The following is a 24,363-nucleotide window of genomic DNA, read 5'->3' on the forward strand; positions in this document are numbered from 1 at the left end:
CGCTAACAACTACAACGTAATTAAAAAAACTGCTGTCTTTATTTTTCCCTGTTGATGTAAATCCAGCCCGTAAGCTGTCGCCCATCATTTTTGCTGATGCAATAAAAATAAGTGCCAGAGGGCAATTCGTTACCGCTCTTATCCTGGCCTTCCCACTCTTTAACATAGTTCGACGCGCCGTACACTTCCTGGCCGTAACGGTTAAAGATGGCAAGCTGCCTTACTCCGATGCCTGTCAGGTCTAAGGCCTGGTTGTAGTCATCTCCATTAGGGGAAATACCCCTCTGAATACCGTCGCAGGCTTCAATAATTACCTGTGTTTCAAACCTTCCGTATAAGATGCACGATTCCTCATCACTAACTTCATAGGCAATAACATAATTACCGGGCTGGCTGTTGCGCAGGTCAATCTCTCCCGTAACTGTATCCAGCGACAAGCCTGATACAGAACTGAAGGTACCTCCTTCGGTAAAACCTGCTGCGAGTGCAGGCAAGGGGTTATCGGCACTGAAACAATAAGTGCTTTCAGGATAGTGGAACTCTGCCACGGGTACCGTATTGTTTGTAATTGTTATAACAAATCCTGTTTTAGCCGATATACAATTCGTTTGCGGATTATAAGCCGCGGCCCAATATGTTGTTGTTTCCGTAAGCACAACTGTAGTATAGTCTCCCCCGGTTGCAATAGGTTGCGTATCATCTTCATTGGCGAACCAAAGTATTGTGTTTCCTGCTGAAGTTGTTGCCGAAAGCACTGCACCCGAACCCGAACATACGCTTACATTGAGTGCGCCTGCACTCAATATTGGCAGCGGGTTGACTGTAACAGTAACCTCTGATCTGGCCGAAGTACATCCTTCAGCGGATACTGCTTCGACCCAATAGCTGGTAGATGCCGACAGCGCGGGGGTAGTATACGCTGTGCCCGTAAAAAACAGTGTAGTGTCCGTTTGAGACGTATACCAGTTAATCGTATTTCCTGCAGAAACTGCTGTAACAGTTGCTGAAGATCCTTCGCAAACCGACGTGCTTTGTACCGTGAGCACCGGCTGGGCATTTACAGTCACAGTAACCTCGGCCCTGGCAGATGTACACCCTTCCGGAGATACCGCCTCTGCCCAATAGCTTGTATTTGCTGATAACTGTGGTGTGGCAAAATTAGTGCCTGTAAATAAAACTGTTGTATCTGTCGCGCTGCTGTACCAGTTGATGGTATTGCCTGCCGATGACGCAGTAATTGCCGTTGCATTGCCTGCGCAAATGGCTGGTGGATTGCTTACTGTTAGTACCGGAATACCATTTACAGTCACAGCAACCTCAGCCCTGGCAGATGTACACCCTTCCGGAGATACCGCTGCTGCCCAATAGCTTATGTTTGCTGATAATTGCGGTGTGGTAAAGTAAGTGCCTGTAAATATTATAGTTGCATCTGTCGCGCTGCTGTACCAGTTGATGGTATTACCTGCCGATGACACTGTTATTACCGCCGAACCACCGGTACATACGGCTGTACTGGCAGGTACTGCAACAACAGGCAGGGCATTTACGGTTACAGCTACCTCCACCCTTTCTGAAACGCACCCCTGAGGGGATACCGCTTCAACCCAATAGCTTGTAGCGGAAGAAAGTGATGGCGTGGTGTATGCAGACCCGGTAAACAGGATGGCAGTGTCGGTTTGATCCGTGTACCAGTTAATTGTATTGCCTTCCGATACAGCCGTTAGCGTTGCCGGCGTACCTGCGCACACTGAAAAAGCCTGGGCAGTTACCATCGGGACCGGATTTATTGTTACAGTAACCTGTATCCTTGCCGAAACGCAACGGCAGTTAGTTACCTCTACCCAATAGCTGGCGTTAGCGGTAATATTGGCCAATGTCCATGAGGCTCCGGTATGTACGGGCACAGTAGCATCTGCACTGTCATACCAGCTTACCTTTTGGCCGGTAGTTGCTACAGAAAGCGTTATATCGCCGCCGTTGCATACATCCACCGAAGTATCTGTGGTAAATTGGGGCACCTCACAATCAGGGCCCAATTTTATGATCCAGTTGTCATACGTACCAAACCATTCCGAATATCCCGGCCATAACTCATAGTAACCGTACACCGAATTGTTCCCTGTTGCCTCTCCGTCGGCAGAATTGGTATTCCCAACCGTAACAAAGCCACCGTCGGGCGTTAGGGCGAAATTCCATATTTTATCATTTTGGTAGCCTCCCATAGTTTTGACCCAGCCCAACGTGCCATCTTGCCCTATCTTCATTAAAAAGCCGTCGCTTGGTATTAAGGTAGGAGCTAAAGGGTCGGTCCTGTTGGGTTCGCCTTCAAAAGCATTGTAAAGGTAAAAACCTCCCACGGCATACCCGCAGTCCGCTGTAAGGTGTATTTGGTAAGCCGCTTCGTTGCCGGTACCTCCGTAAGTTTGTTCCCAAACTATATTTCCTGTAGTGTCCAGTTCTGCAACCCATACGTCCCGTAGTGACCAGTTGCCCGGTGCGGTATGGTTAAAACTTATATCCCCGTCATTGGAATCGGTTAATCCTGCAGTGATATAATTTCCGTTTTCCGTTATCTTTATGGATGTAAAGCTGTCTATACCGCTTCCCCCATAAAGCTTAGACCACTGAATGGTACCCGTATTATCTGTTTTTATCACCCAGGAGTCGAGCAGCCCATGCGGCGTTGGAGGTACATCGCCTCCCAAGGCCTCGGTTTCTCCTACAAATACATAGCCTCCATCGGGAGTAGGTTGTATCGCTGTTAAGGTCGTAACTCCCAGCCCTCCATAGCATCTTTGCCATTCTATATTGCCTGCACCGTCCAGTTTTACCACCCATCCATCTGTTGCAAAACCTGAAAAATTGTGGTTCCCCACTACATCACCATTATTGGAGGCTGCTGAACCTGCCAGAATGTAGCCGCCATCTTGGGTAGCTATCGCGTCAAACAGATATTCATTGGATGTGCCTCCCAAATTTTTATCCCAAATGAGTACCCCGTTTTCATCGATTTTTACAATCCACCAGTCGGAAAAGATGTCATCTCCGTAATGCCCTGCCACATCACCGTCACTGGATTGTGAAGTCCCGGCCAGAAGATATCCCCCATCAGGCAATTTTACTATTCTTTTTACCTGGTCAGATCCGCTTCCCCCATACGTTTTCTGCCAAATGATAGCGCCTCCTGCATCTAACCTGGCCACCCAATAATCCACCTGGCCAACTTCGGTATTTATATCTCCCTCCCACTGCTGGCCCGAAACCATATACCCACCATCCTCCAAAGGCAGGATATCCCAACTCCCATCACCGTCATCCAGTCCCGATCCAAGGGTCTTTGCCCATTCAATAGTTGGAACAGTATTTTGTGCATTTGCAAATACACAAGCAAGCATGATCAATAGCGTAATTATTTTTTTCATAAGTAAGTAATGTTGCAATGATTGGTTATATAATAGTCCAGCAAAAATAACCACTACGCCGAAAGTCCATAAAAAAGGAATACCTCACTTACACCTCATTATATCTTTTTTTAAATTAATGTTCATCAACAGCATTATTTAAGTAATATTTATATATTGAATATGTAAAAAACAAAAAAATATCACACAGGTATCAGGAAATTAATATAAATAACAACAAACCCACATAACACACAGAAGTGGATCGCAGGAAGCGTGCATTGCCGAAAAGTGTTTTTTAGCAATGGGAATATGGTGATGAGGTGCAAAAGCAGTCCCGTGATGAGAAGGTTCCGGGTTAAAATTTATTGAACCAAAAATAAATATCCACGTCATCCGGGATATTTAGTTTTTTCCGGATGCGGTATTTTTTATTCTGGACCGACTTTGGTTCTATATTCTTATAGCGTGCGATATCCTTTGTCGATAGGTTAAGTTTCAGCAACGCACAGAACTCTATTTCAGACGGCACGATCGCAGGGTGTATCGCCCTCAGTTTTTCCAAAAAAGTTGGAAAATGAGTATGGAAAGCCGTCATAAACACCGCGTCATTATTTTTAACCATTTCCATTAGCCTTGACAGGGTGGTCTCATCAACGGTCTTAACTTCCGGGTGTTCTTTGAGGTACTGCTCACTGGCCTTTTCCTGTAGCCTCAAAAGCCTGTTCTTCCTTTGCAAATGGACTAAAAAAACAAGCATAAGGATAATTATCACCACTGACCCGATAACAATATACAGCGAGTAATTCTTTTCTTTCAGTAATTCGTCATCTATTATTTTGTGCAGCGACTTATTTTTATTCTGCTCCTGCTGTAGCAGGCTGTGCTGTAATTTTTGAAGGTATTGATTAGCCTGTTCCAGGCTATCCATGCTTTTATAAATTTCAGCCAGGTCGCCATAGATAAGATTAATATTCTCCAGGGTAGAATTTATGTAAGGCAGCTGGCTTTCTGCTTTCTTATAATTCATTATCGCCTGCCCATAGTCCTTTCTCTTCTTATATATATAGCCTAAATGAAGATGATTGTTGAACTGGATAATATCCGATCTTCCATCTCCATTTCCCAATAACACAGATCTGTTCACATAATATTCTGCCGAATCAATATCAAATCCTATATACCCACCTGCAATATTTGTGTAATTAGCCTTTAAAATGAATTGTTTCCTTTCCGAATCCTCAAGACTTTCGATCTCTTTATTCGCTTTCAGCAATACCTGTACGGCCTCACGGTATTTTTTCTTCGCGGTATAGGCTTCGTTAGCTATTGTATAAACATTTACCTTATGCATGACAACATCGTGCCTTTTAGACTTGTCACTTACCTGGTCCAGCAATTTTATAGCAGCTTCAGATTCTTCCAAAGCTTTATCCGGCAACTCGCTCCTTGCATATATCACCGAAAAATATTCATGCACTATACCCCTATAATAAGTGCTTTCATACTCTTCAGCTTTTACCTGCAGCTCTTGGGTGGCGGTGATCGCTTTTTTTAAGTCCTTATTGGTAAAATACCAGCATTTGATCACTAATAGGGTAAGTTCCCCTTCCCTGTATCCCTCTTTTTTAACTTCCTGCATCAAGCCATCGATCTGAGAAAAAGCTTTGTCAGGATTTTTTGTACTTAATTTTTGGATCTCGGTAATTTTATCCTGCAATATTTTGATCTTTGCAGCGTTGCCTTCCTGGGCAAAAGCAAAGATCGTACTGAAAAATATAAAAATAAATATTGCCAGTGTCCTGTTCATTCTTTCGATATAATATAAGGTAATTTACTTGATCTTTTTTGTTAAAAGCAAATATCATTATATATATTGGAAGAGTAAAATTTATTTAGTAGTTATGACGGGCTTATTTTGTCTGTTTGTGCCTGTTTTATCTCATCAATGCAGCTTCTTACTGCAAATCTTAATACACAAGTAAGCTGGGTTTGGAATGATTCTTAAATATCCCTGGCGGCAAACAGATACCACCTCTTAGGAAGAGTAGTGCGCAGCAAGGAAGTTGCCTGCTATTAGCTATCTCTTTCATTATTTCAGATAGTAGTTGCACGGACCTTACACAATGATCGGTTGCTTACGGCCATCAATTCATCGATAAATGTAGCGATAACAAATTTATTAAGTTGTAGCGACTGATCCCTTCCTGCCCCACAAATGACTATCTGAGCATCTCGTATACCGGAGGGTTTGTGCCGTACCATCATCAGTCCATCGGTCATTACCATTGGTAGCTGCAACCACGTTTAAGGGTAAGTCCCGCCAGGAACAAGCTTCTAAAGTTGGTGTTTTGATTTGAAATTGAAATGCCAATTGCAATACATACGAATATTCATACAATTACTCTGTATATCGCTCTGTCAAAACAGCGATCGTCGTTTCCGGCAAACAGATACTATGTAAAATCACGCTTAATACCCAGCTTTTTTATTTTGGAATTTAGCGTGGACGGCGGAAGATTTAACAGTTCGGCGGCGCCTCCCGCTCCCCATACCTTTCCTTTACATTTTTTAAGCGCGTTTAAAATATGATCGCGCTCATTCTGTACTATGGATTTGAATACGTCAGCACTGGATTCATCCACAGCCGCTTCAGTGTTAGCTGACACGGGAATGGCCAGTCTTTTTATATTATTTGCCTGTGAAACAAGTACAGCTCTTTCTACCAGGTTTTCAAGTTCCCGTATATTCCCGGGCCAATCGTACTCCATGGCATCCTGTAACCCACGAGCGGAAATGCCGTTAATATTTTTTCCAAACCTGAAATTAAAACCACATATAAAATGGTCTATCAATAACGGGATGTCGTCTTTTCTTTCTCTTAGAGACGGGAGTGTAATAGGAAAAACATTTAGCCTGTAATATAAATCGAGTCTGAAGCGACCGGCGGCAACCTCCTTCTCGAGATTACGGTTAGTTGCTGCAATTACCCTGACATCTATCTTAATTGGTGCGTTACCTGCTATCCGTTCAATTTCCTTTTCCTGTAAAACCCGTAGTAATTTGGCCTGGAGATCATAAGACATATCACCAATCTCATCCAAAAAGATGGTTCCTTTGTGTGCGCGCTCAAATTTTCCGATATGCTTGTTTACCGCTCCGGTAAACGCTCCTTTTTCGTGTCCGAAAAGTTCTGATTCTATAAGGCTTGAGGGCAGGGCTGCACAGTTAACTTTTACAAAGGGGCCTTCCTTACGTCCCGAAGATGCATGTATACTATGGGCGATTCTCTCCTTTCCCGTGCCGCTTTCGCCTAAAATTAGCACCGCTGTATCTGCGGGAGCCACCTGTGTAATATTGTCAAATACATTTAGCAGTAAATGGCTTTTACCTACTATGCCCTCAAAAACCGGTGCTGTATTCGCGTTCCTGCCAGTAAGCTTTTTTTTATGTGCAATGGTATCGGGGGGGCGCTGGGCATCAAGTGCCAAAACTTCGCAAATAGCAAAAGATATACTTGCATTTAGCCTGTCCAGTAATGCAACATGGCCGGAATTATAGGCATCTGCCCGACGGCTGTAGAAATATAAATGAATATTTGAATACCCGCGGCAATCCAAAGGATATGCTACCAGCGAATTGACAAGAAAGGTATTGGCAATCTGGTTTCGGAGTTTAAATTTACCCAGCATCTTTTTAAAATCATCGCAGATGAAAAAAGATGGCTCTTTACCTTCTCCGGCGTCCTGCACTACATATAATTCAACAAAACTGGTTTTTGTAATAACATGAAATTCCTCAAGCCCAATAAATTGATATTCTTCAAATCCGCTGCGTAAATAACTCATCAGGTTGACAGCCACCCTACCGTTATCTATGCAAATGGCTAAATAGTCATAAGGAAGTACTGCCTGCATGGCTTTGGAAATTTGGTACATTTTATCTGTAACAGATCCCTCCGTCTTAACAATATCCTGTAGCGATTTCCGAAATTTATCTTCTTTTCCCAGGGCAGCTTCGAGGCTGTTCTCATGTCTGTATTGTGCTATTTCAAGCGTTACTATCAAATCACGCTCCCTGAATGGTTTCACTATAAATCCGTAAGGATGTGTAGCCTTGGCCTTTATAAGGGTATCGTGATCTGAATTGGCTGAGACATAGATGAAAGGTATATTCCTCTGCTGTAAAGTTGCTGCTAAATCTATACCGGACACGCCTCCTTTAAGTTGAATGTCTACCAGTGCCAGATCAGGAACCGTCTTGTCGATCATCTTTATCGCTTCCGGAACAGACTTTGCCATGCCACATACTAAATAGCCAGCCTCTTCAAGCATAATTTCCAGATTATTGGCCTCAATAAACTGGTCTTCAACTATTAGAATTTTTAATGCCATAAGTTCATCAAAGAGGTTAAATACTGAACAGGTTACCTGAAGTTTGATTTTGCTGTCACAAATATAAATTCAATATCGCGATTTACCACGCTCCACTATATATTAATCAACGCCGAACTATAGTTACTATTATATGAGCATAGTTGACGCAAAGAATGTTTAGTAGGTGTCTATATTTTTTTGTTCCTTTCTCACACTGGCGGTGCTAAATCTTTATGAAATTTCGCTGTTTTATTAGCGATATATAACAAAAATAAAAAAGTCAAAAATCTAAATTACTGAATTTTAATATTTTAAGAAATGGGTTTAATTATTGCCTATCCGTGGTTGTATAGATAACCTGAAAATATTAAAAGAAAAAAGCAGCTAAGGAAAAATGTGCAATTCAAAGAGAAAAGCATCCATTGTTGCCAAATCAGTATATCCGCAACTTTGCAATAAATAAACAACATTAAATATAAGATCATGAACAAATTTACATTAAAAGACGGGACGGAAATTTATTTTAAAGACTTTGGAGAAGGGCAGCCAATTTTCTTCCATCACGGGTGGCCATTGTCATCAGATGATTGGGATGCACAGATGATGTTTTTCTTAAACCAGGGATACCGGGTAATAGCCCACGACAGACGCGGCCATGGCAGATCTACCCAAACATACAAAGGGAATGCCATGGACACTTACGCATCAGATGTGGCCGAATTAACTGAATTCCTGGACTTAAAAGATGCCATCCATGTTGGCCATTCTACAGGAGGAGGCGAAGCAATCCGCTATGCCGCCCAATATGGCAAGGACAGGGTAGCAAAAGTGGTGCTTATCAGTGCCATTACACCTTACATGATTGCAGATGACAGAAATCCAGACGGAGTGCCATTGTCAGTATTTGATGATATCCGGTTCAATACGCTAAACAACAGGCAGCAATTTTACCACGATCTCACTGTTCCATTTTATGGCTACAACAGAGAAGGAGCCAATGTAAAAAAAGGGATTCAGGACAACTGGTGGCGACAGGGAATGATGGGCGGTATAAAAGCGCATTATGATTGTATCAAAGTGTTCTCTGAAACAGACTTTACAGAAGATCTTAAAAGCGTGGAAATACCTGTATTGGTCCTTCATGGAGATGACGATCAAATTGTGCCCTACGCCACAACTGCGGTGAAAGCGGCAGAACTTTTAAAAAATGGTAAACTCATTATTTATCCGGGGCTGTCTCACGGGATGCCGACAACTGACGCCGACACTATTAATACCGACATTTTAGAATTCATTAGATCATAATATAACTAATGGAAAAAGTGCAGTGCAAAGCCTCCATTGTCAGCCCGCACAAATACGAAAAACATACAATATCAAATTAGTAACATAATTATAACCAATAAATAACATCTTAAAATTCACAAAATGAAAAATCTAATTTTATCAGTAGCGCTGTTTACTACGCTATTATTCAGCATCCAATCCATTGCCCAAACAAAAAGAACTCCAGCTTCTTACGGAAGGGAAGAGTACATAGAGGTTGAAAAAAATGTAAAACTTCACGTAACCGACCTTGGAGAAGGGCAACCGATAGTTTTAATTCACGGATGGCCGTTAAGCGATGCCATGTATGAATACCAGTATGCCTACTTTGTTGAAAAAGGATATCGCGTAATCGGTATCAGTTTAAGGGGGTTTGGACTATCTGACAAACCGGGCGGCAAGTATGACTATGATGTTTTTGCCGACGATATCAAAGTAGTACTGGACAAGCTTAAAATTGAAAAGGCAACGCTGGGTGGTTTCTCAATGGGAGGCGCAACAGTAATTCACTATGCCGCAAAATACAATGCAGCCCACATTTCTAAATTAGCCTTATTTGGGGCAGCAGCACCAATCTGGAGTAAAAGGCCTGATTTTAATTATGGCTACTGGAGCAAAGCTGATGTTGACGGATTGATTAAATTAAACAATACGAACAGGCCACAACTTTTGGAGAATTTCGGGCAAATATTCCCGGCAAATGCAACCAGCGTATCTCCCGGATATGGCGCATGGTTAGGAACAATTCAGGCACAGGCATCTCCTTACGCAATGGCTGAATGTTTAAAAACTCTTCGAGACACTGATTTGCGTGATGATTTGAAAAAAATTAAAATCCCAACCCTAATACTGCACGGTAAACTGGACAAAATTTGTTCTTATGAATTGGCGGAGCAAATGCACAAACTGCTGCCAAACGCTACATTGGTTCCGTTGGAAAAAAGCGGCCATGCTTTATTCATTGAAGAGTTAGAAAAATTTAACTCAGAGTTACTGAATTTTATCAAAAAATAAAAATCTTTAAAAGGGGGTACTTTAAAATGGTTACCCCCTTTTTTAACTACCTAATAGTTATATTAACATGAATAAAATCGCATCGCTTTTTCTCCTGATCGTTTTTTCATCTTGTGGCAATACTAAAGATATAGTAAGTGTTAATCATTCCAATTTACCAACGGCCATCGGTCCGTACAGCCATTCTGTAAGTTATGAAGATTTACTATTTATTTCAGGCCAAATTGGAATTGACCCCCAATCAAACATCTTAAGAGAAGGGATTCAGGAGCAGACCCTCCAGATTTTTGAGAATTTAAAGACTATCCTTAAAGACAACAACTCCGACCTGGATCACATTGTCAAAACAACTATTTTCATTAGGGACATGAAACAGTTCGAGGCTGTCAATAAAATATATGGCAGCTACTTTGACAAACGCTTTCCAGCCCGGAGTACGATTGAAGTTGTGTCATTGCCACGGAATGCAGCGATTGAAATAGAATGTATTGCTATTAAAAAGTAGTTGTAGCTTACTGTTTTAAAGGATAAATTCGGCTATCTCAAATTGCAATAATAATCGTAGATTTTTGGAAAATCAGCTACAATAAAATGTAAAATTCCAGTTACTGATGGTATGGGAATTCAATGTCGATGAGCAGTCCATTTTCACTATTTATCAATAGTTTAGCGTCCAAATCTGTACTGAAACCCTGAATCAGCTTCATCCCTAATGATGTAAAATCTAAATTCTTAAGATCTGCTGAAATTCCGACTCCATTATCCATGATGGACATTCTTATGTGATCCGGACCGGAACGTTTAAAAAATAAAGTGATCAAACCGCTTTCCTTATCTACAAACGCATGTTTTATAGAATTAGTAATGGCCTCATTAAGTATCAGCCCTAAAGGAACCGCCTGGGAAGTATCCAGGTCGATCGCTTCCAGATCCAAACTGAATTGGATTCGTCGGTCCATATCAAAGGTACTTTGAAAATACGCTACCAGTTCCTGTATATAAACAGCCATGTTTACTGACATTACATTCTCAGACTGATAGAGCTTTTTGTGGATTAGCGACATAGAATGTATCCTGTTCTGGCTCTCTTTAATGGCATGTATCACGGCAGGATCTTTGAGATGGTGAGATTGTACTTTTAGCAGGCTCATTACCATTTGAAGGTTATTCTTTACGCGGTGGTGTATTTCTTTAAGCAACCATTCTTTTTCAGACACTAATTTTTGGAGCGCCATGTTTTTCTGATTGATCTCTCCTTTTTGCGATTCCAGGATCCTATTGGTTTTATGCTTAATTCTGTAACCTGCAAACAATAAAACAACTATAATCAGTAGCAACATCATGCTTCCAAAACCAATATTCTTTAAAAGGTTTGCCTTGGAGAGTTTGGTTTTTTGGAGTTCACCCTGTTTTCTCAGCAGCTTGTTTTGCTGATCTTTGAGCACTAGGTCTTTGTCTTTTTTTTCTGTTTCATATTTAATTTGCAATTCAGCGATTTGCCTGTTTTTTTCCTGGCTGAATAGCGAATCTTTATAGGCTTCCTGTAATTTATATTCGCGGATAGCCGAAACAAATTTAGATTCAATTGAATCAAGCTGGAATAATATTAGGTGTATTTCCTGAAGTCTTTTCCTGTCTTTGTTTTTTTCGCTTATCTTTTTATAGTTTGCCACATAATTACGTGCTTTGTCATATTGTGCAGATTTGATGAAATACCTGATAATTGAAGGATATAATATTAGTTTGATGTTATTGCCTGATCCCTGTTCTCTTGCCTTCTTTATTGCTTCATCGTTATATTTTTTGGCAGATGTAAAGTCAGATACCTCCGTATAAACCCTGAGTGCCCTGGCAATTAGCATCGTACGCGATGATTCGTCCATTTTGTCGATATCCTTTTCTAATTTTTTAAGGTAGTGAATTGCTTCTTTGTCCTTGTTTAAGTTGATGAACGTTTGAATAATATTGGTAAGGATCATCGTGTTTAGTTCCCTCTCATTAAACCTGCCTGATATGCGGTACGCTTTTTGAAAATATTCGTTCGATATTTTAATTTCCTTTAACTGGTTGTAGGTAATTGCAACATAATTATAGATTTCTGCAGCTAAAACAGAAGTGTCATTGTTGTCCTCTAAGATTTTAACTGCCTTAAGGCTATTCTCTAACGACTCTTTGTACGCGCCCATTTGTGAGTAGGTCACGCCTAAAAGCGAATATGCACGCTGGGTTTTCTTGTAATTGCATTCATGGTAAAGCGTCAGGCTGGACTCTAAATCTTTTTTTGCGGCTTCCATATTTCCAAGCCCCATTTTTAAATAGGCAATTTCAACTAGTGCGTGCGCCTGTTCTAGTTTTTTCCCCGATTGTTTATATAATGTATATGCTTTTTTCGCAAGCGAGATACTTGCACCCATATCCTCCTGAGTACCTCTTGCTTTTACAAGCGCCATATAAGATCGTGCTATGTTGCTTTTGTCTTTCAGCTTAGAAAATAGGTCTACAGCTTGCTGTGCGCATTGTATCGCCTTATTTGCCTCGCCGGTGTTAATGTAAATTTTACTGCTAAGAAGATATGATTCTCCAATCCCAATCTTGTAATTTATAGCTTCGCTAAGATCTGCCAGTCTTTTTGCGTAATAGAAGGCACTATCAATGGACCTGGCATAAATATGTTGATTGGATATTGAATAATGATATTCTCCCAATTCTAATAACGCTTTTATTTTTTGCCTGGAATCTTTTGCTTTTAATACTTCGTAGTGGCTTTTAACAGGGGTTGCCTGTTTGTCATTTTGACCCCGTACCGGGGAAATGACAAAAAAAAGGAATGTAAAAATCAGGATAATTTTACCCATTGATAATTATATTAAGCAACCATGGTTAAGCGTACATTAAAGGCATATAATAAGAATAAAATTACAAATAAAACGAGTTGAATTAATATAATAGGGTATCTAAATTTAATAAGTAGTATTGTTTAACAAACAATGTTAGATATTATGACGCTCGACACTGATTAATATATTTTTCCCGGTACAGAAAACTTACAACTTGTGTTATGCATAAAATATCGCCAGATTAGCTTGCCTTTCTACAACCTGTTTATTGGAAAAGGGCTCATAAGTAAATATGCTAAGTCCATTTTTTTTAACTGTTATTTTATAGGGCTGGTTCATCTTCTGGGTTAAATGGTAAATAGTAAGTATTTCTGCAAGGTCCTCATGCCATGAGGCCATACTGTACAATGACGCAAATGGTGTTTTATTAAGTGATTCGTAAACAGAAGCGGCAGATGAAATTGGTAACGGCTTACCGCTCCTGAACCGTGTTGTTTCTAAAAGTGGACTTGTGGCATTTTGCTTTGGCTCGTTTATCGTATCCCAAACATCTGCGGTAAATACTGTAGGTGCCAAATTTGTTTCTCCAGCATCGGAATGTGGCGTAATATTTAAAACGCCATCTACAACATGGGTAGCCTCATGAAGTAAAACGTACACAATGGCATCCAGATTACCGGCATCAATAATTACCTCATAGGCGTTATTTTCAGACGAAACATAACAGGTATTTTCTTTCCATGTTGCCCACTCAGAAATGGTTTCGTTTAAGATCTCAGCCCTAAAAGTTATATTAAACATTTTTTCAGGGCCGGAAGTTTCTACCGGCGATGTAAGTGCGGTGTTGGGCATATTATCCATAAAACTAATACTATGCAAATGACCCTTTAAAATTTTTTGATGTAAGGGAGGCAAATAAGATAACGCTTTGCTTAGCTTTTCTTTTTCGGTAGCTGTTAGTGTATGGTTAACGGGCTTCATACCGGCCTCACGAAATTTTTTAAAAACGCTTTCCGGAGCAGGTTGGGTACGTTCTGCTAATGCTTCGTTTAGCGAACTGTCAACCTGCTGTGCGTAAACATTAGTTGCCGCTAAATACAAGTACAGAAATATGCGTAAAATTTGTTTTCCTGCCATCATTATAATTCTTTTTTAATTGCACTGCCAATTTACATACATTCTATGCAAATAAAGATCAGATCATTATACTATTTTTATCAGCTAATTTCTAACGACTTAATTTTCTCCCCATCAAATTCAAAATTGTAAGTAAAGATAAACGGACTTCCGGGAAATGTTCCGGATACTTCTGTCTTTAAAACACCTTTTTCGTTATCGCCTTCAAAGGCTAGAGGTTTCATCACCGTTTTATATTCCGCTGTGGTTTTTTCTACCCAGTCTTTTATTGCTGCTTTACCTGTGTGGGTTCTGGCTTCATCAAACACCTTGGCGTTTTCTGTAAATAAATTGGCGTAAGCTGCGCTATCAGTGTTGTTTTGAGCGTTCACTAATTCCTGGATCAATTGTGGTAAGTTCATAATTTATATTTTTTTAGTTACTATTTTTTATACGGTTGGTATGGTGCCGCCATCTATTACAAATTCGGTTCCTGTTAGATAACCAGCCCGCGGTGAAACAAGAAAACCCACCAGCTCGGCTACTTCTTCCGGCATTGCAGGCCTGCCGTAGGGTATCCCTCCTAAGGCATCCATTACACTCTTCTCTGCTTCTTTAACAGATGTTTGGTTACCTTCAGCAATACGCTCCATCATTCTTTTGGAGGCTTCGGTCATAATCCAGCCCGGAGAAACAGTTAACACACGCACACCATTAGGCGCTACTTCTTTAGACAGGCCCTTGCTGTAATTAATTAGTCCGGCTTTTGCAGCGGCATACGGCAGTGTAGATTCATGAAGGGGCAATTTTCCCTGAATTGACGCTATATGAATAATTACGCCGCTTTTACGCTCAAGCATGTGTGGTAAAAAAGCCCTGTCTAACCTTACCGGAGCCAGTAAATTGGTTTGCAATGTATCTTCCCAGTCCTTATTAGTTAGGGCAGCGAAACCTCCTGCGGGCGTTTCCGATCCCCCAAGGCTGTTAACAAGAATATCAAGGCTGCCGAATTTTTCAATTATCTGGTTAGCAACGCTGTCGGCACTTTCCGGATTGCTTAGATCTGACGAAATAAAGTGTAAATTATCATCAGCTCTTTCCGGTTGCGTTCTTGCAGTAATAATTACAGTGGCGCCTGCTTGTTGTAAGCGCTGCGCAATGGCCCTGCCAGCACCCTTTGTGCCTCCGGTTACCAAGGCAATTTTACCGGATAACTCATTGTTATAATCCATGTTATTGTGCATATCGATTTCTTTTGTACAAATTTCGGAAGTATGTTACTTCCTCACAAGTACGGAGTTACGATTCGTATACGGATAAATTTTTCCCCTATTGTACATATAGGAACATAGGTTTACTTTTGTAATATGTATGAGAGAAAAACAATACCCAATTTAAACTGCGGGCTTGACCTGATTGGTGAAGTACTGTATGGCAAGTGGAAAATTCGCCTGCTCTGGTTTATTAACGAAGGACATAAAAGACCGAGCGAACTGCAACGTAAAATACCCGATGCCACGCGCAGGGTACTAAACATCCAATTAAAAGAATTAGAGGAGCATGAACTTGTTATTAGGAAAATATATCCGGTTGTGCCACCAAAGGTAGAATACACCCTTACTGATTTTGGAGAGAGCCTTATTCCTATTATAAGCAGCTTAGGGAATTGGGGGGATACGCACCAGGAACGCCTGAAGACCTTAATTAGTAAAAAATTTCCCCAGGCAGGCAACGGCATAATTGATTGATGCAATCAGCAACTAAGATATACAGCAAAGGCTTTCAAACCAATGGGATATACGTATACAACATTCATTCAAAGAACCTAACTAAAGGGTATCCCCCCATAACTTAATAGCCCTCCGCCAAAAGATGTTTTAGTTCGGGATGCCGGGCAAATGTTTTGGCTACGAATGGGCATTGCGGCTGGATCCTGACGTTCTTTTCTTGCGCAAAATCCACCAATCTACTGAAAAGCGGCATACCCAATTTTTGGTCCCTGAACTCTTCGTAAACCCGTGTACCACTTGCAAGCAGGTTGCCGTCCTCCAACCATTGATATTGGATCCATCCGGCTTCCATTCCATTGTCTAATAAGATAAAAAACCTTCCTTCTTTACCATCGTCATACTGTTTGAAATTCATTGTATTTTTCTTTATAATTGATAATATATTTCTTATTCCCCTTTTATCCCAAAAGTGATCTTTTGTTCGGGAGAAAGATCGTTCAAATGTGGGAATCCGCCATTGCGAAAATCCCTGTAGAGTTGTGTGATATCTTCCATTGAATCCGCTACAAAAGGTCCGTGATGCACAACAGGAACATTATGGGGCTGCCCTGCATACAGCACAAAATGAGTATCGTTATCTAATGCCTCAAACGTAATTTGTCCGTTGCCTGTTTCTGATGTTGTCTCTAGCCAACCGGCCTGTTCGGCTCTGATCGATTTGTCGCCGACTTTTACGGTGCCTTTCAAAACATAAATAAGGCCGTTGTAGTGCAATGGAATTTCCTGTGTTACAATTGCACTTTTAGCAAGCCTAAAATCAACGAGGGTAAAAGGAGTGAGATTTTTTAGTGGTGACGTTAGCCCGTTACTGCTTCCACTGTAGATGCGAATTTCGTAGGCATCGGCTATAACTTTAGGCACGTCTTCCAACAGTATTTTTTGCAGGAACGGCTGTGCATATCGTCTGTCGGGTGGCAAAACCAGCCAAACTTGCAGGATACGCAGTTTCTGCTTTGATGTGATCTCTTCGGTGTGGATAATACCTTTTCCAGCAGTCATCAGTTCAAAACTTCCCGTTTTCCAATCTTTCTCATTGCCTTCCAAAACCAGGGTTAAAGTTTCAAATCCTGCATGTGGATGTGCACCGCCTACAGGCTCTCCGCCCGGTAGGTTTAAACTATCATCCATAAACAAAATGAAAGGGTCGCTGTATTTATAACGTACACCCTCCAAAACAGCAAGTGCTCTGTGCCCTGCACCCAAAAATCCTTCATGCCAATGATTTTCGGTAATCGTAGAAACGTTTCTTACTTTCATAATTATTATATGCTTTTACTTAAAAAAAGCCTTTGCTTCAATTCCGGGAAACGGACAAATGCAGTTATCCAAAGTAGAATTTGAATAGTTATAGCCATTGCTACCGGTTGTTGGTGCTGCAGGTGGGTTACGATAGCACCACCCAAATAAGCCACTAACAGCATAGTTCCCAATACTCCTGTTCTGGGTATAATGAAAAGTAGGAGCGAGATGATCTCCAAAACCCCGATGAACCGGTACGTTGTGGCATTTATCCCGAAGGAAGAAGCTTGTTCTAAAGCTGTTTCGTTTAGCGAAATTTTCATAAAAGCGCTCATTGCAAATAGAAGTCCTAAAATGGCAGTAAGTGACCATCCTGTAATTTTGATTGTTCTTTGTGACATATTTTTAAATTTGATTAGCAACAAAGTTCTAAATAAACACTATACCTTTGTTATCTGTTACAAAAAGGATAGTACTTACAAAAAGAATAGCACATGGAAAAACACACTGCTGAAAGCTGCTCAAAAGCGAGGATGGCTATACGGGATACATTGGATGTAGTAGGTGGAAAATGGAAATTGGTATTGATTGCGGTATTACAAAGTGGCAAGAAAGGGTTTAATCAACTGTCAAGAGAAGCTGAAATTTCTCCACGCATATTGTCTAAAGAATTGCAGGAAATGGAAATGAATGGATTGGTTAGCAGAAAAGTTTGTGATACTAAACCCGTAACGGTACAATATGAACTTACACCCTATAGTGAAACGCTAACGGATGTATTACTTTCTCTGGAAAAGTGGGGCTATCAGCACAGGAACAAAATTATTCAGGGAATTGAATTAACTTCAAAGTGATTTACCAATTTAAATCGTTATAATTTATGCCAATTGCCTCATTGTAAATTATATATGGATAAAAATTCCGAATTCTTTACTGAAGGGAAAGTCACTTTACATTTTATTTAGCATCTAAAAATGCTGATTCTGCAACAGGCAAAACTAATAATCTCCCTGTAAGGATACCCAGTCATAAAATGAAAAAACATAAAAAATAATCATGGGAATTTAACTTATTAAGAACCAATCATGGGAATATACGCACATAGTTTTTACTACAAAGAGCGGCTGCCTAAAGTCAAAGAAATAAAAAAGAAATTTCTTGAGATTACGGGCTTGCAGCTAGACTACCATTCAATTGTCGAGGTAAACGATCTGGCAACCGAGCATGATGATATTTTATATGCCATCATGAAAGTAACTGAAGAATTAAAAAACCCATTTCCTCTGGGCCGCCCCCGCTTTACCTGCCAGGAGTTCGAAACGGTCTACCTGGATGAATATATGCAACCTGAATCAAGGTCATTTTCTATTATATGCGGGATACGGACTGAAAATATGTATTTTTTTAACGCCCTGATCAAAACCTTTCTGGAATTGGGTGGATTCACCTACACTTATTACTGCCACCCACCGCCTGAAAACCTTGATATTGACAAGCATTTAGAGCCTTATAATCCACATGAAAGAGAATGGAAAAGGATTAAAAAATGGAAGGAGATGTGTGATGTTGAAAAGGCAGCTTTTAAAGGAAAACACAGTTAGTTATGAAAAGTATTATTAACGATAGATTGAAAAGTTTCTTATTAGGGCTTCTTGTAAGAGAAAAAGAAACACAGGCAGAAACATGGAAACATCTGAAAATGCTGGATCTGGATTGTGACGATCTGTATATTGTCATTACCGAAACTGCATTTGCCGATGAGGCCTGGGAATTGTACCAAACAAAAAATCCCACCAAAGATGATTTATTGTATTTAATGGAAGGGACATCGAAAAGTCAGGAAGCCGAAGCCTGTCTGATGGAACGTTTTGAATTGAAAAATGAAGACTTAGACTGGCTTGTTGAGAAAACCGGCCAGGATAAATTTGCCCAACTATTGCTTCGGCAAAACCCAAATAATGAGCAACTTGTAACTATTATTAAGCATAGCAGCCTTAAAGAGGAAGCTGCAATAGAATTATTGAAGGGACCTTTGGACAATTATGATCTGCGGGATATAATTTATAATTCCAATTTAAAAAAAAGAGAAGCCCTGGAACGGCTGTTTCAACAAAACCCAACGAATGAAGATCTGAGCGAGATGATATGCTATACAGACCTTGGAGATTTGGAAGAACTGGTATGGAATCAGTTTTTATCACAAAACCCTAATAATGAGGAACTATTATACTTTGTGAAAGATTATTCAGAAAGAGGCAGGAAGAAAGAAGAGGCTGCGGCATTGCTGATAGAACGGAATCCTGACGCAGATGCATTAGCTGAACTTATCGTTGCGGATCAATTTGCTGATATAGCATTAGAAAAATTGAAAGAAATAAAGCCTGATCCCGAAGAACTGGAATTTGTAATCCGTCTAAGAAAAAGAGGGATGAATGAAGTGGCAGAACTGTGTTTGTCGTTGAACCCCAACAAAGAACAATTATTTGATATCCTGGAAAACAGCGATAAAAAAGCAGAAGCCGCCTTACAACTCATTCAGTTGCCATTGGAGTTGCATGAATTAGCAGACCTGATTGTAAACACTAGTATAGAACCTGTTCTTGAATTGATAAGCGAGCGCGTACAGTTTGACCGAAGCCAGGTAAATGAAGATGACTTACTACGGGAGATCTCTCAAAAAATCGTTAAAAACCCTGAATTATTAGATGTCAATCATTGGCACAACGAGGAAAGACATTGCCTGGGAGGTTGGGCAATCACTTTAAATGAAGCGTCACAAAAAATAGAACAACAATTTGGTTCCGAAATTGCTGCCGGTCTTTTGCTGCCTAATTACACTCACCTGTTTTTTGCAGATAAAGAAACTGTTATGGAGGTGCTGAAAAAAAATGCATAGCATAGTTTAACGTGTACAGGATCTTTAGTATTTTGTTCTGCATAGCAAAAATCGAATTCTGCCTGTCAAAACCTAAGGTCCGCGATTTATGAAATCTTATTATCCGTTAGCTTATATCAAATCTTTTACTATCTTTGCACCCGCAAACAGGGTCGCGTAGCTCAGCTGGATAGAGCACCTGCCTTCTAAGCAGGCGGTCTCAGGTTCGAATCCTGACGCGATCACTTTGTAAACCCACTCCAATCAGAGTGGGTTTTTTATTGGATATTATTTATTCATAGCTCAACCGGATAGAGTATCCCGCTCCGGGCGGGACGGTCTCTGGTCTGAATTAATTATCAGTAAATTAACATCTGTCCAGCATAGTAACAATACGTTTTTCTTTCTTTTCTCACTACCTTTATTTTTCCAAAATTTCTGCCTTTAACGGAAATAAATTCTAATACATCATTACACATTATGAACACAACACAAGTAAAAGCCTTTGGTACAGAAAATACCACAGCGCCTTTAGAACAAATGAACATTGAAAGAAGGCAGGCTACTGCAAAAGATGTTGAAATCGACATCTTGTACTGCGGCGTATGCCACTCCGACCTGCACACGGCACGCAACGACTGGGGCGGATCGGTCTACCCTGTTGTTCCCGGCCACGAGATTGTAGGTAAAGTGACCTCCGTTGGCAGCGATGTCAGCAAGTTTAAAGTGGGCGAAATGGTAGCAGTAGGCTGCATGGTAGACTCCTGCAAGCATTGCTCCAGCTGCGATCAGGGACTGGAACAGTATTGCCTTAACGGATTTACAGGGACGTATAACGGCAATGACAAACACCTGGGTATCCAGACCTTTGGAGGCTATTCTGAAAAAGTGGTAGTTGATGAAAGTTTCGTACTTAGCGTACCCGCAAATCTTGACCCTGCTGCTACCGCTCCCCTCTTATGTGCCGGCATTACTACATGGTCGCCGCTACGCCACTGGAACGTGGGCGAAGGCAGTAAAGTTGCTGTTGTAGGACTTGGCGGACTTGGCCACATGGCGATTAAGCTGGCAAAAGCCCTCGGCGCACACGTTACCCTGTTTTCAAGGACACCGGGAAAAACGCAGGATGCACTGGATCTTGGTGCCCACGAGGTAGTTATCTCTACCGACAAGGATGATATGGCAAAGGTTACAGGCAAATTCGATGTCATCATCGATACCGTACCTTATGTGCACGACCTAAACCCTTATGTTTCGACACTTGCTGTCAACGGAACACTTGTGGTAGTGGGTTACCTTGGGCCGTTGGACCCTATGCTCAATACTGTACCGATGATACTTGGGCGCAAGACAGTAGCGGGATCTGTAATTGGCGGTATCGCTGAGACACAGGAAATGCTCGACTTCTGTGGTAAGCATAATATCGTATCTGAAATAGAAGTGATAAAAATGCAGGACATCAACGAAGCCTATGAGCGTATGCTGAAAAGCGACGTTCGGTACCGTTTTGTGATCGATATGGCTTCGCTGAAAGGATAAAATTACATTGCTATAATAACCAAAAAACCCACTCTGTTACGAGTGGGTTTTTATGTATAAACGAATAGTATATTATTTCCTTACCAGTTTGTGTTTTACTATTTCGGCATCGGTCTTTATCACCAGGATATAAACGCCGGAACTTAAATTTTCAACGTTAATGCCTTCTGTACTATTGGTGAAAGACATTAGCTCACGTCCCTGCAGGTTGATAACTTCCACCTCTTCAATAGTAATCCCGTTTGACGCGTGGAGGTAAAGCACATCGCTAACAGGATTAGGGTATATTGTAACACGGTTTGCAATGTTGTCATTTATCCCTGCGGCATCCATCACTTCAGTTGTTGCGAAGTTAGTTACGATAGGCAGGTTATAATCAAAATAGATTTCGGCATTGCCTGTAATGATATCGCCAAAAGCTATGGTCTCCAGAGGTTTAATTTTATAAGCAATAAACCCATGGCTTCCCGGCTCGTCAGCTGCCTCATGAGGAAGGTTGATGTTGTCAAAGATAAACTCAACAGTATTGTCATCCTTTAGCTTTAACGTGTAAGGATGGCTTGAGCTTACCGGCCTTAGCGTAGTCCAGTCTACATTTTCAGGAAGATTATCCTCTATACGTACTGTAATGGCACTGGCGCTACCTGTATTCTGGAACCTGATAAGGTAATCCAGATAACCCTCGGCCTGCTCAAGGGATATCTCATCGCCCTGCAGCACCTGCTTATCATTCGGGTCGAATGAATTCACTACGGTTTGTGCAAGTGCAAAGGTATTATCGGCAGCAGTGAAATCTCCGGTATTAGGGGTGACAGATGCCGTAAAGTTTATCACTTCTCCCCCATTTACAGTAGGTGGTGCAAGAGTTTGCATAGTGATGGCTATAACCCTGCTTTCAAAAGGCTGCAGGTTGGTTAGATCAAATGTCAATTGCCCTGCTGTTGCAGATGTAGCAGCCGGAATAGCACTTGCAAATGATTGTATAGCATTATCATAAGCAAGGCTTACCGATGCATTAGCAACGGTTTGTGTACCAATGTTCTGTGCTATCAATTGGTAATGGGATGTAAAGCCGGGACGTGGCGTGCCGGTTATAGGCAAGAGGGTAATATTCAAGTCCTGTACGGATTGGTTAGCGGTTAAACAGAAATTCACTTCTTGCTCGCCTCCAAAACCTGTAAAAGCTACAGTTTGTTGTTGCGGGGTTACTGTGTAATAATTGGGTACATTGATAAGTGTTGTGGTGTAAGTGTTTTCCATTACCCTCACATTGTAGGCTCCGGTAGCATTTGTTGAAGATGCATAATCGAAGGTACCATCATTGGCTTTTATCAGAAAATTTCGCACGGGTATATCAGTTGCTTCACAGCCATTATTATTCTGATCAAAATGCACGGTACCGGAAATAGTATTACCCTGGCATTCTGCTCCCAAACTGTCTCCGACAATGTTCCAGTTCAATGTATTAATTAAGTAATCCCGGACACCAACATTGCAATAATGTAGTCCAGTTGCATCAAAGAAAGTATCATTTTCAATCTCTAACTGTGCGAATTTCAACAATACTGCGTCATAATTATTAATATCTATTCCACTTTGTGCCAGAAAGCCAGGGAGATACACATCGCTATTAAAACTCCAATCTGAAATATTTTGATTAAAAATTAACGCGTAAAAAAACATAGAATTCATATATATTACATTCGAAACGTCCCAATTGTTTAATGGCTGATTGAACGCGGTTGCTGATCCAAACATACTTTCCATGTCCGTAACATTAGAAACATCCCAATTATTCAAAGGCTGATTAAACGAATCCGCACCATAAAACATTGAATACATGCTAGTTACATTTGAAACGTCCCAGTTATTTAACGGTTGATTAAATTCTCCATTTGCAAACATATGAGACATGGTGGTTACATTAGAAACATCCCAACCATTTAACGGCTGATTAAACGGTGAACCACCAAGCATGCCACTCATATCGTTTACATTAGAAACATCCCAATTATCCAGCGGTTGATTAAACGATGTACCTCCCAACACAGATCTCATATTGGTTACATTAGAAACATCCCAATTATTTAATGGTTGATTAAAATCATGTGCTTCACCAAACATATTGCTCATATTTGTAATATTGGAAACATCCCAATTATCTAAAGGCTGATTAAAATCATATGCATAATTGAACATACCACTCGTATTTGTAACATTAGACACATTCCAAGTATTTAGAGGCTGATTAAATCTGTATGCATGACTGAACATACCGCTCATATTTGTGACATTGGACACATCCCAATTATCCAAAGGCTGATTAAAGTTAAATGCGTTACTGAACATATCACGCATATCTGTAACATTAGAGACATCCCAATTATTTATGGACTGATTGAAGTTAGTGAAACTAAACATTTCTTTCATACTGGTAACATGGCTTAAATCAGGACTATCGGCGGCATTGATAACCATATTGGCACAATTTTTAAATGCCTGCTCCATGGATGTCCACTGTGCATCCCCCCATTGTTCTATTGTTTTTAATCTGAACGAATAAGAATCACTTTCAGATTTAAATTGATAATAATTTCCGGATATAGTTACAGTGTAAGTTCCCGAAATAGTATAAGTATGGTATATTGGCCCGGTTATATTATGAAGTATAGTTCCATCGCCAAAATTAACTGTATAGTTTACGCCTGTACCCGCTTGTATTGGAACTGATATCCCCGAATTATTATCTGGTACCTCCCACGTAGTAATAAAAGGCTCCTGCCCATAAGCAGCACTAAAAAACACAAAAGCAAAAAGCAAGTATAATTTTCTCATAATAAGGTTGGGTTT

The 24,363-nt window shown here is 40.6% G+C and carries 19 protein-coding genes and 1 tRNA gene; 9 read left to right on the forward strand and 11 right to left on the reverse strand.

Annotated elements, in window-relative coordinates; translation table 11 throughout:
• Positions 1-38: 38 nt before the first annotated feature.
• From AAEO56_RS02080 to AAEO56_RS02090, 3 genes are all read right to left on the reverse strand, one after another.
• Positions 39-3,422, reverse strand: coding sequence for an Ig-like domain-containing protein (locus AAEO56_RS02080; protein WP_341695355.1), 3,384 nt, complete (start codon positions 3,420-3,422; stop codon positions 39-41).
• A gap of 337 nt (positions 3,423-3,759) precedes the next feature.
• Positions 3,760-5,211 carry a tetratricopeptide repeat protein gene (locus tag AAEO56_RS02085; RefSeq protein WP_341695356.1) on the reverse strand — a complete coding sequence of 484 codons (1,452 nt, stop codon included), beginning with the start codon at positions 5,209-5,211 and terminating at the stop codon, positions 3,760-3,762.
• A 646-nt stretch (positions 5,212-5,857) separates the two neighbouring features.
• The gene (locus AAEO56_RS02090; RefSeq protein WP_341695357.1) at positions 5,858-7,795 is read right to left on the reverse strand and encodes a sigma 54-interacting transcriptional regulator; all 1,938 of its coding nucleotides are present in this window, start codon (positions 7,793-7,795) and stop codon (positions 5,858-5,860) included.
• Positions 7,796-8,260: 465 nt separating this feature from the next.
• Here AAEO56_RS02090 and AAEO56_RS02095 point away from each other — a divergent pair, with 465 nt between their 5' ends.
• From AAEO56_RS02095 to AAEO56_RS02105, 3 genes are all read left to right on the forward strand, one after another.
• Positions 8,261-9,082, forward strand: coding sequence for an alpha/beta fold hydrolase (locus AAEO56_RS02095; RefSeq protein ID WP_341695358.1), 822 nt, complete (start codon positions 8,261-8,263; stop codon positions 9,080-9,082).
• A 123-nt stretch (positions 9,083-9,205) separates the two neighbouring features.
• Positions 9,206-10,117, forward strand: coding sequence for an alpha/beta fold hydrolase (locus AAEO56_RS02100; RefSeq protein ID WP_341695359.1), 912 nt, complete (start codon positions 9,206-9,208; stop codon positions 10,115-10,117).
• Between the two features lie 67 nt (positions 10,118-10,184).
• Positions 10,185-10,622 (forward strand): Rid family detoxifying hydrolase, encoded by a 438-nt coding sequence (locus AAEO56_RS02105; protein ID WP_341695360.1) that lies wholly within the window; start codon positions 10,185-10,187, stop codon positions 10,620-10,622.
• Between the two features lie 100 nt (positions 10,623-10,722).
• Here AAEO56_RS02105 and AAEO56_RS02110 read toward each other — a convergent pair whose 3' ends face one another.
• The 4 genes from AAEO56_RS02110 to AAEO56_RS02125 form a co-directional block, all read right to left on the reverse strand.
• Positions 10,723-12,972 carry a histidine kinase dimerization/phosphoacceptor domain -containing protein gene (locus AAEO56_RS02110; RefSeq protein WP_341695361.1) on the reverse strand — a complete coding sequence of 750 codons (2,250 nt, stop codon included), beginning with the start codon at positions 12,970-12,972 and terminating at the stop codon, positions 10,723-10,725.
• A 201-nt stretch (positions 12,973-13,173) separates the two neighbouring features.
• Positions 13,174-14,094, reverse strand: coding sequence for a hypothetical protein (locus AAEO56_RS02115; RefSeq protein WP_341695362.1), 921 nt, complete (start codon positions 14,092-14,094; stop codon positions 13,174-13,176).
• 77 nt (positions 14,095-14,171) lie between these two features.
• Positions 14,172-14,492, reverse strand: a complete 321-nt coding sequence (locus AAEO56_RS02120) for a nuclear transport factor 2 family protein (protein WP_341695363.1) — start codon at positions 14,490-14,492, stop codon at positions 14,172-14,174.
• 27 nt (positions 14,493-14,519) lie between these two features.
• Entirely contained in the window at positions 14,520-15,314 is a 795-nt protein-coding gene (locus AAEO56_RS02125; RefSeq protein WP_341695364.1) for an SDR family oxidoreductase, read from the reverse strand.
• Between the two features lie 123 nt (positions 15,315-15,437).
• Here AAEO56_RS02125 and AAEO56_RS02130 point away from each other — a divergent pair, with 123 nt between their 5' ends.
• Positions 15,438-15,818, forward strand: a complete 381-nt coding sequence (locus tag AAEO56_RS02130) for a winged helix-turn-helix transcriptional regulator (RefSeq protein WP_341695365.1) — start codon at positions 15,438-15,440, stop codon at positions 15,816-15,818.
• Between the two features lie 103 nt (positions 15,819-15,921).
• On the opposite strand, the gene AAEO56_RS02135 is transcribed toward AAEO56_RS02130, so the two are convergent.
• Genes AAEO56_RS02135 through AAEO56_RS02145 form a run of 3 tightly spaced genes read right to left on the reverse strand, consistent with a single transcriptional unit; the run spans position 15,922 to position 17,500 of the window.
• Entirely contained in the window at positions 15,922-16,215 is a 294-nt protein-coding gene (locus AAEO56_RS02135) for a GNAT family N-acetyltransferase (protein ID WP_341695366.1), read from the reverse strand.
• Between the two features lie 32 nt (positions 16,216-16,247).
• Positions 16,248-17,117 carry a pirin family protein gene (locus tag AAEO56_RS02140; protein WP_341695367.1) on the reverse strand — a complete coding sequence of 290 codons (870 nt, stop codon included), beginning with the start codon at positions 17,115-17,117 and terminating at the stop codon, positions 16,248-16,250.
• Positions 17,118-17,122: 5 nt separating this feature from the next.
• Entirely contained in the window at positions 17,123-17,500 is a 378-nt protein-coding gene (locus AAEO56_RS02145; RefSeq protein WP_341695368.1) for a DoxX family protein, read from the reverse strand.
• Positions 17,501-17,593: 93 nt separating this feature from the next.
• Here AAEO56_RS02145 and AAEO56_RS02150 point away from each other — a divergent pair, with 93 nt between their 5' ends.
• The 5 genes from AAEO56_RS02150 (at position 17,594) to AAEO56_RS02170 (ending at position 21,513) form a co-directional block, all read left to right on the forward strand.
• Positions 17,594-17,953, forward strand: a complete 360-nt coding sequence (locus AAEO56_RS02150; RefSeq protein WP_341695369.1) for a winged helix-turn-helix transcriptional regulator — start codon at positions 17,594-17,596, stop codon at positions 17,951-17,953.
• A gap of 231 nt (positions 17,954-18,184) precedes the next feature.
• Positions 18,185-18,700 (forward strand): hypothetical protein, encoded by a 516-nt coding sequence (locus tag AAEO56_RS02155; RefSeq protein WP_341695370.1) that lies wholly within the window; start codon positions 18,185-18,187, stop codon positions 18,698-18,700.
• A gap of 2 nt (positions 18,701-18,702) precedes the next feature.
• On the forward strand, positions 18,703-19,995 hold the full coding sequence (locus tag AAEO56_RS02160; RefSeq protein ID WP_341695371.1) for a hypothetical protein: 1,293 nt from the start codon (positions 18,703-18,705) through the stop codon (positions 19,993-19,995).
• A gap of 150 nt (positions 19,996-20,145) precedes the next feature.
• A tRNA-Arg gene (locus AAEO56_RS02165) sits at positions 20,146-20,219 on the forward strand.
• A 235-nt stretch (positions 20,220-20,454) separates the two neighbouring features.
• Positions 20,455-21,513 carry an NAD(P)-dependent alcohol dehydrogenase gene (locus AAEO56_RS02170; RefSeq protein WP_341695372.1) on the forward strand — a complete coding sequence of 353 codons (1,059 nt, stop codon included), beginning with the start codon at positions 20,455-20,457 and terminating at the stop codon, positions 21,511-21,513.
• Positions 21,514-21,585: 72 nt separating this feature from the next.
• On the opposite strand, the gene AAEO56_RS02175 is transcribed toward AAEO56_RS02170, so the two are convergent.
• Positions 21,586-24,348, reverse strand: coding sequence for a BspA family leucine-rich repeat surface protein (locus AAEO56_RS02175; protein WP_341695373.1), 2,763 nt, complete (start codon positions 24,346-24,348; stop codon positions 21,586-21,588).
• Between the last annotated feature and the right edge of the window lie 15 nt (positions 24,349-24,363).

Origin of the sequence: Flavobacterium arundinis, from assembly GCF_038289855.1 — a bacterium.
Lineage (GTDB): Bacteria > Bacteroidota > Bacteroidia > Flavobacteriales > Flavobacteriaceae > Flavobacterium > Flavobacterium arundinis.

Excerpts from the sequence above, each read along its gene's own strand:
- AAEO56_RS02120 (WP_341695363.1), bottom strand. The coding sequence starts at position 14,492 with ATGAACTTACCACAATTGATCCAGGAATTAGTGAACGCTCAAAACAAC.
- AAEO56_RS02100 (WP_341695359.1), top strand. The coding sequence starts at position 9,206 with ATGAAAAATCTAATTTTATCAGTAGCGCTGTTTACTACGCTATTATTC.
- AAEO56_RS02145 (WP_341695368.1), bottom strand. The coding sequence starts at position 17,500 with ATGTCACAAAGAACAATCAAAATTACAGGATGGTCACTTACTGCCATT.
- AAEO56_RS02155 (WP_341695370.1), top strand. The coding sequence starts at position 18,185 with ATGGGAATATACGCACATAGTTTTTACTACAAAGAGCGGCTGCCTAAA.
- AAEO56_RS02125 (WP_341695364.1), bottom strand. The coding sequence starts at position 15,314 with ATGCACAATAACATGGATTATAACAATGAGTTATCCGGTAAAATTGCC.
- AAEO56_RS02115 (WP_341695362.1), bottom strand. The coding sequence starts at position 14,094 with ATGATGGCAGGAAAACAAATTTTACGCATATTTCTGTACTTGTATTTA.
- AAEO56_RS02170 (WP_341695372.1), top strand. The coding sequence starts at position 20,455 with ATGAACACAACACAAGTAAAAGCCTTTGGTACAGAAAATACCACAGCG.
- AAEO56_RS02110 (WP_341695361.1), bottom strand. The coding sequence starts at position 12,972 with ATGGGTAAAATTATCCTGATTTTTACATTCCTTTTTTTTGTCATTTCC.
- AAEO56_RS02140 (WP_341695367.1), bottom strand. The coding sequence starts at position 17,117 with ATGAAAGTAAGAAACGTTTCTACGATTACCGAAAATCATTGGCATGAA.
- AAEO56_RS02150 (WP_341695369.1), top strand. The coding sequence starts at position 17,594 with ATGGAAAAACACACTGCTGAAAGCTGCTCAAAAGCGAGGATGGCTATA.
- AAEO56_RS02080 (WP_341695355.1), bottom strand. The coding sequence starts at position 3,422 with ATGAAAAAAATAATTACGCTATTGATCATGCTTGCTTGTGTATTTGCA.
- AAEO56_RS02135 (WP_341695366.1), bottom strand. The coding sequence starts at position 16,215 with ATGAATTTCAAACAGTATGACGATGGTAAAGAAGGAAGGTTTTTTATC.
- AAEO56_RS02130 (WP_341695365.1), top strand. The coding sequence starts at position 15,438 with ATGTATGAGAGAAAAACAATACCCAATTTAAACTGCGGGCTTGACCTG.
- AAEO56_RS02160 (WP_341695371.1), top strand. The coding sequence starts at position 18,703 with ATGAAAAGTATTATTAACGATAGATTGAAAAGTTTCTTATTAGGGCTT.
- AAEO56_RS02175 (WP_341695373.1), bottom strand. The coding sequence starts at position 24,348 with ATGAGAAAATTATACTTGCTTTTTGCTTTTGTGTTTTTTAGTGCTGCT.
- AAEO56_RS02095 (WP_341695358.1), top strand. The coding sequence starts at position 8,261 with ATGAACAAATTTACATTAAAAGACGGGACGGAAATTTATTTTAAAGAC.
- AAEO56_RS02090 (WP_341695357.1), bottom strand. The coding sequence starts at position 7,795 with ATGGCATTAAAAATTCTAATAGTTGAAGACCAGTTTATTGAGGCCAAT.
- AAEO56_RS02085 (WP_341695356.1), bottom strand. The coding sequence starts at position 5,211 with ATGAACAGGACACTGGCAATATTTATTTTTATATTTTTCAGTACGATC.
- AAEO56_RS02105 (WP_341695360.1), top strand. The coding sequence starts at position 10,185 with ATGAATAAAATCGCATCGCTTTTTCTCCTGATCGTTTTTTCATCTTGT.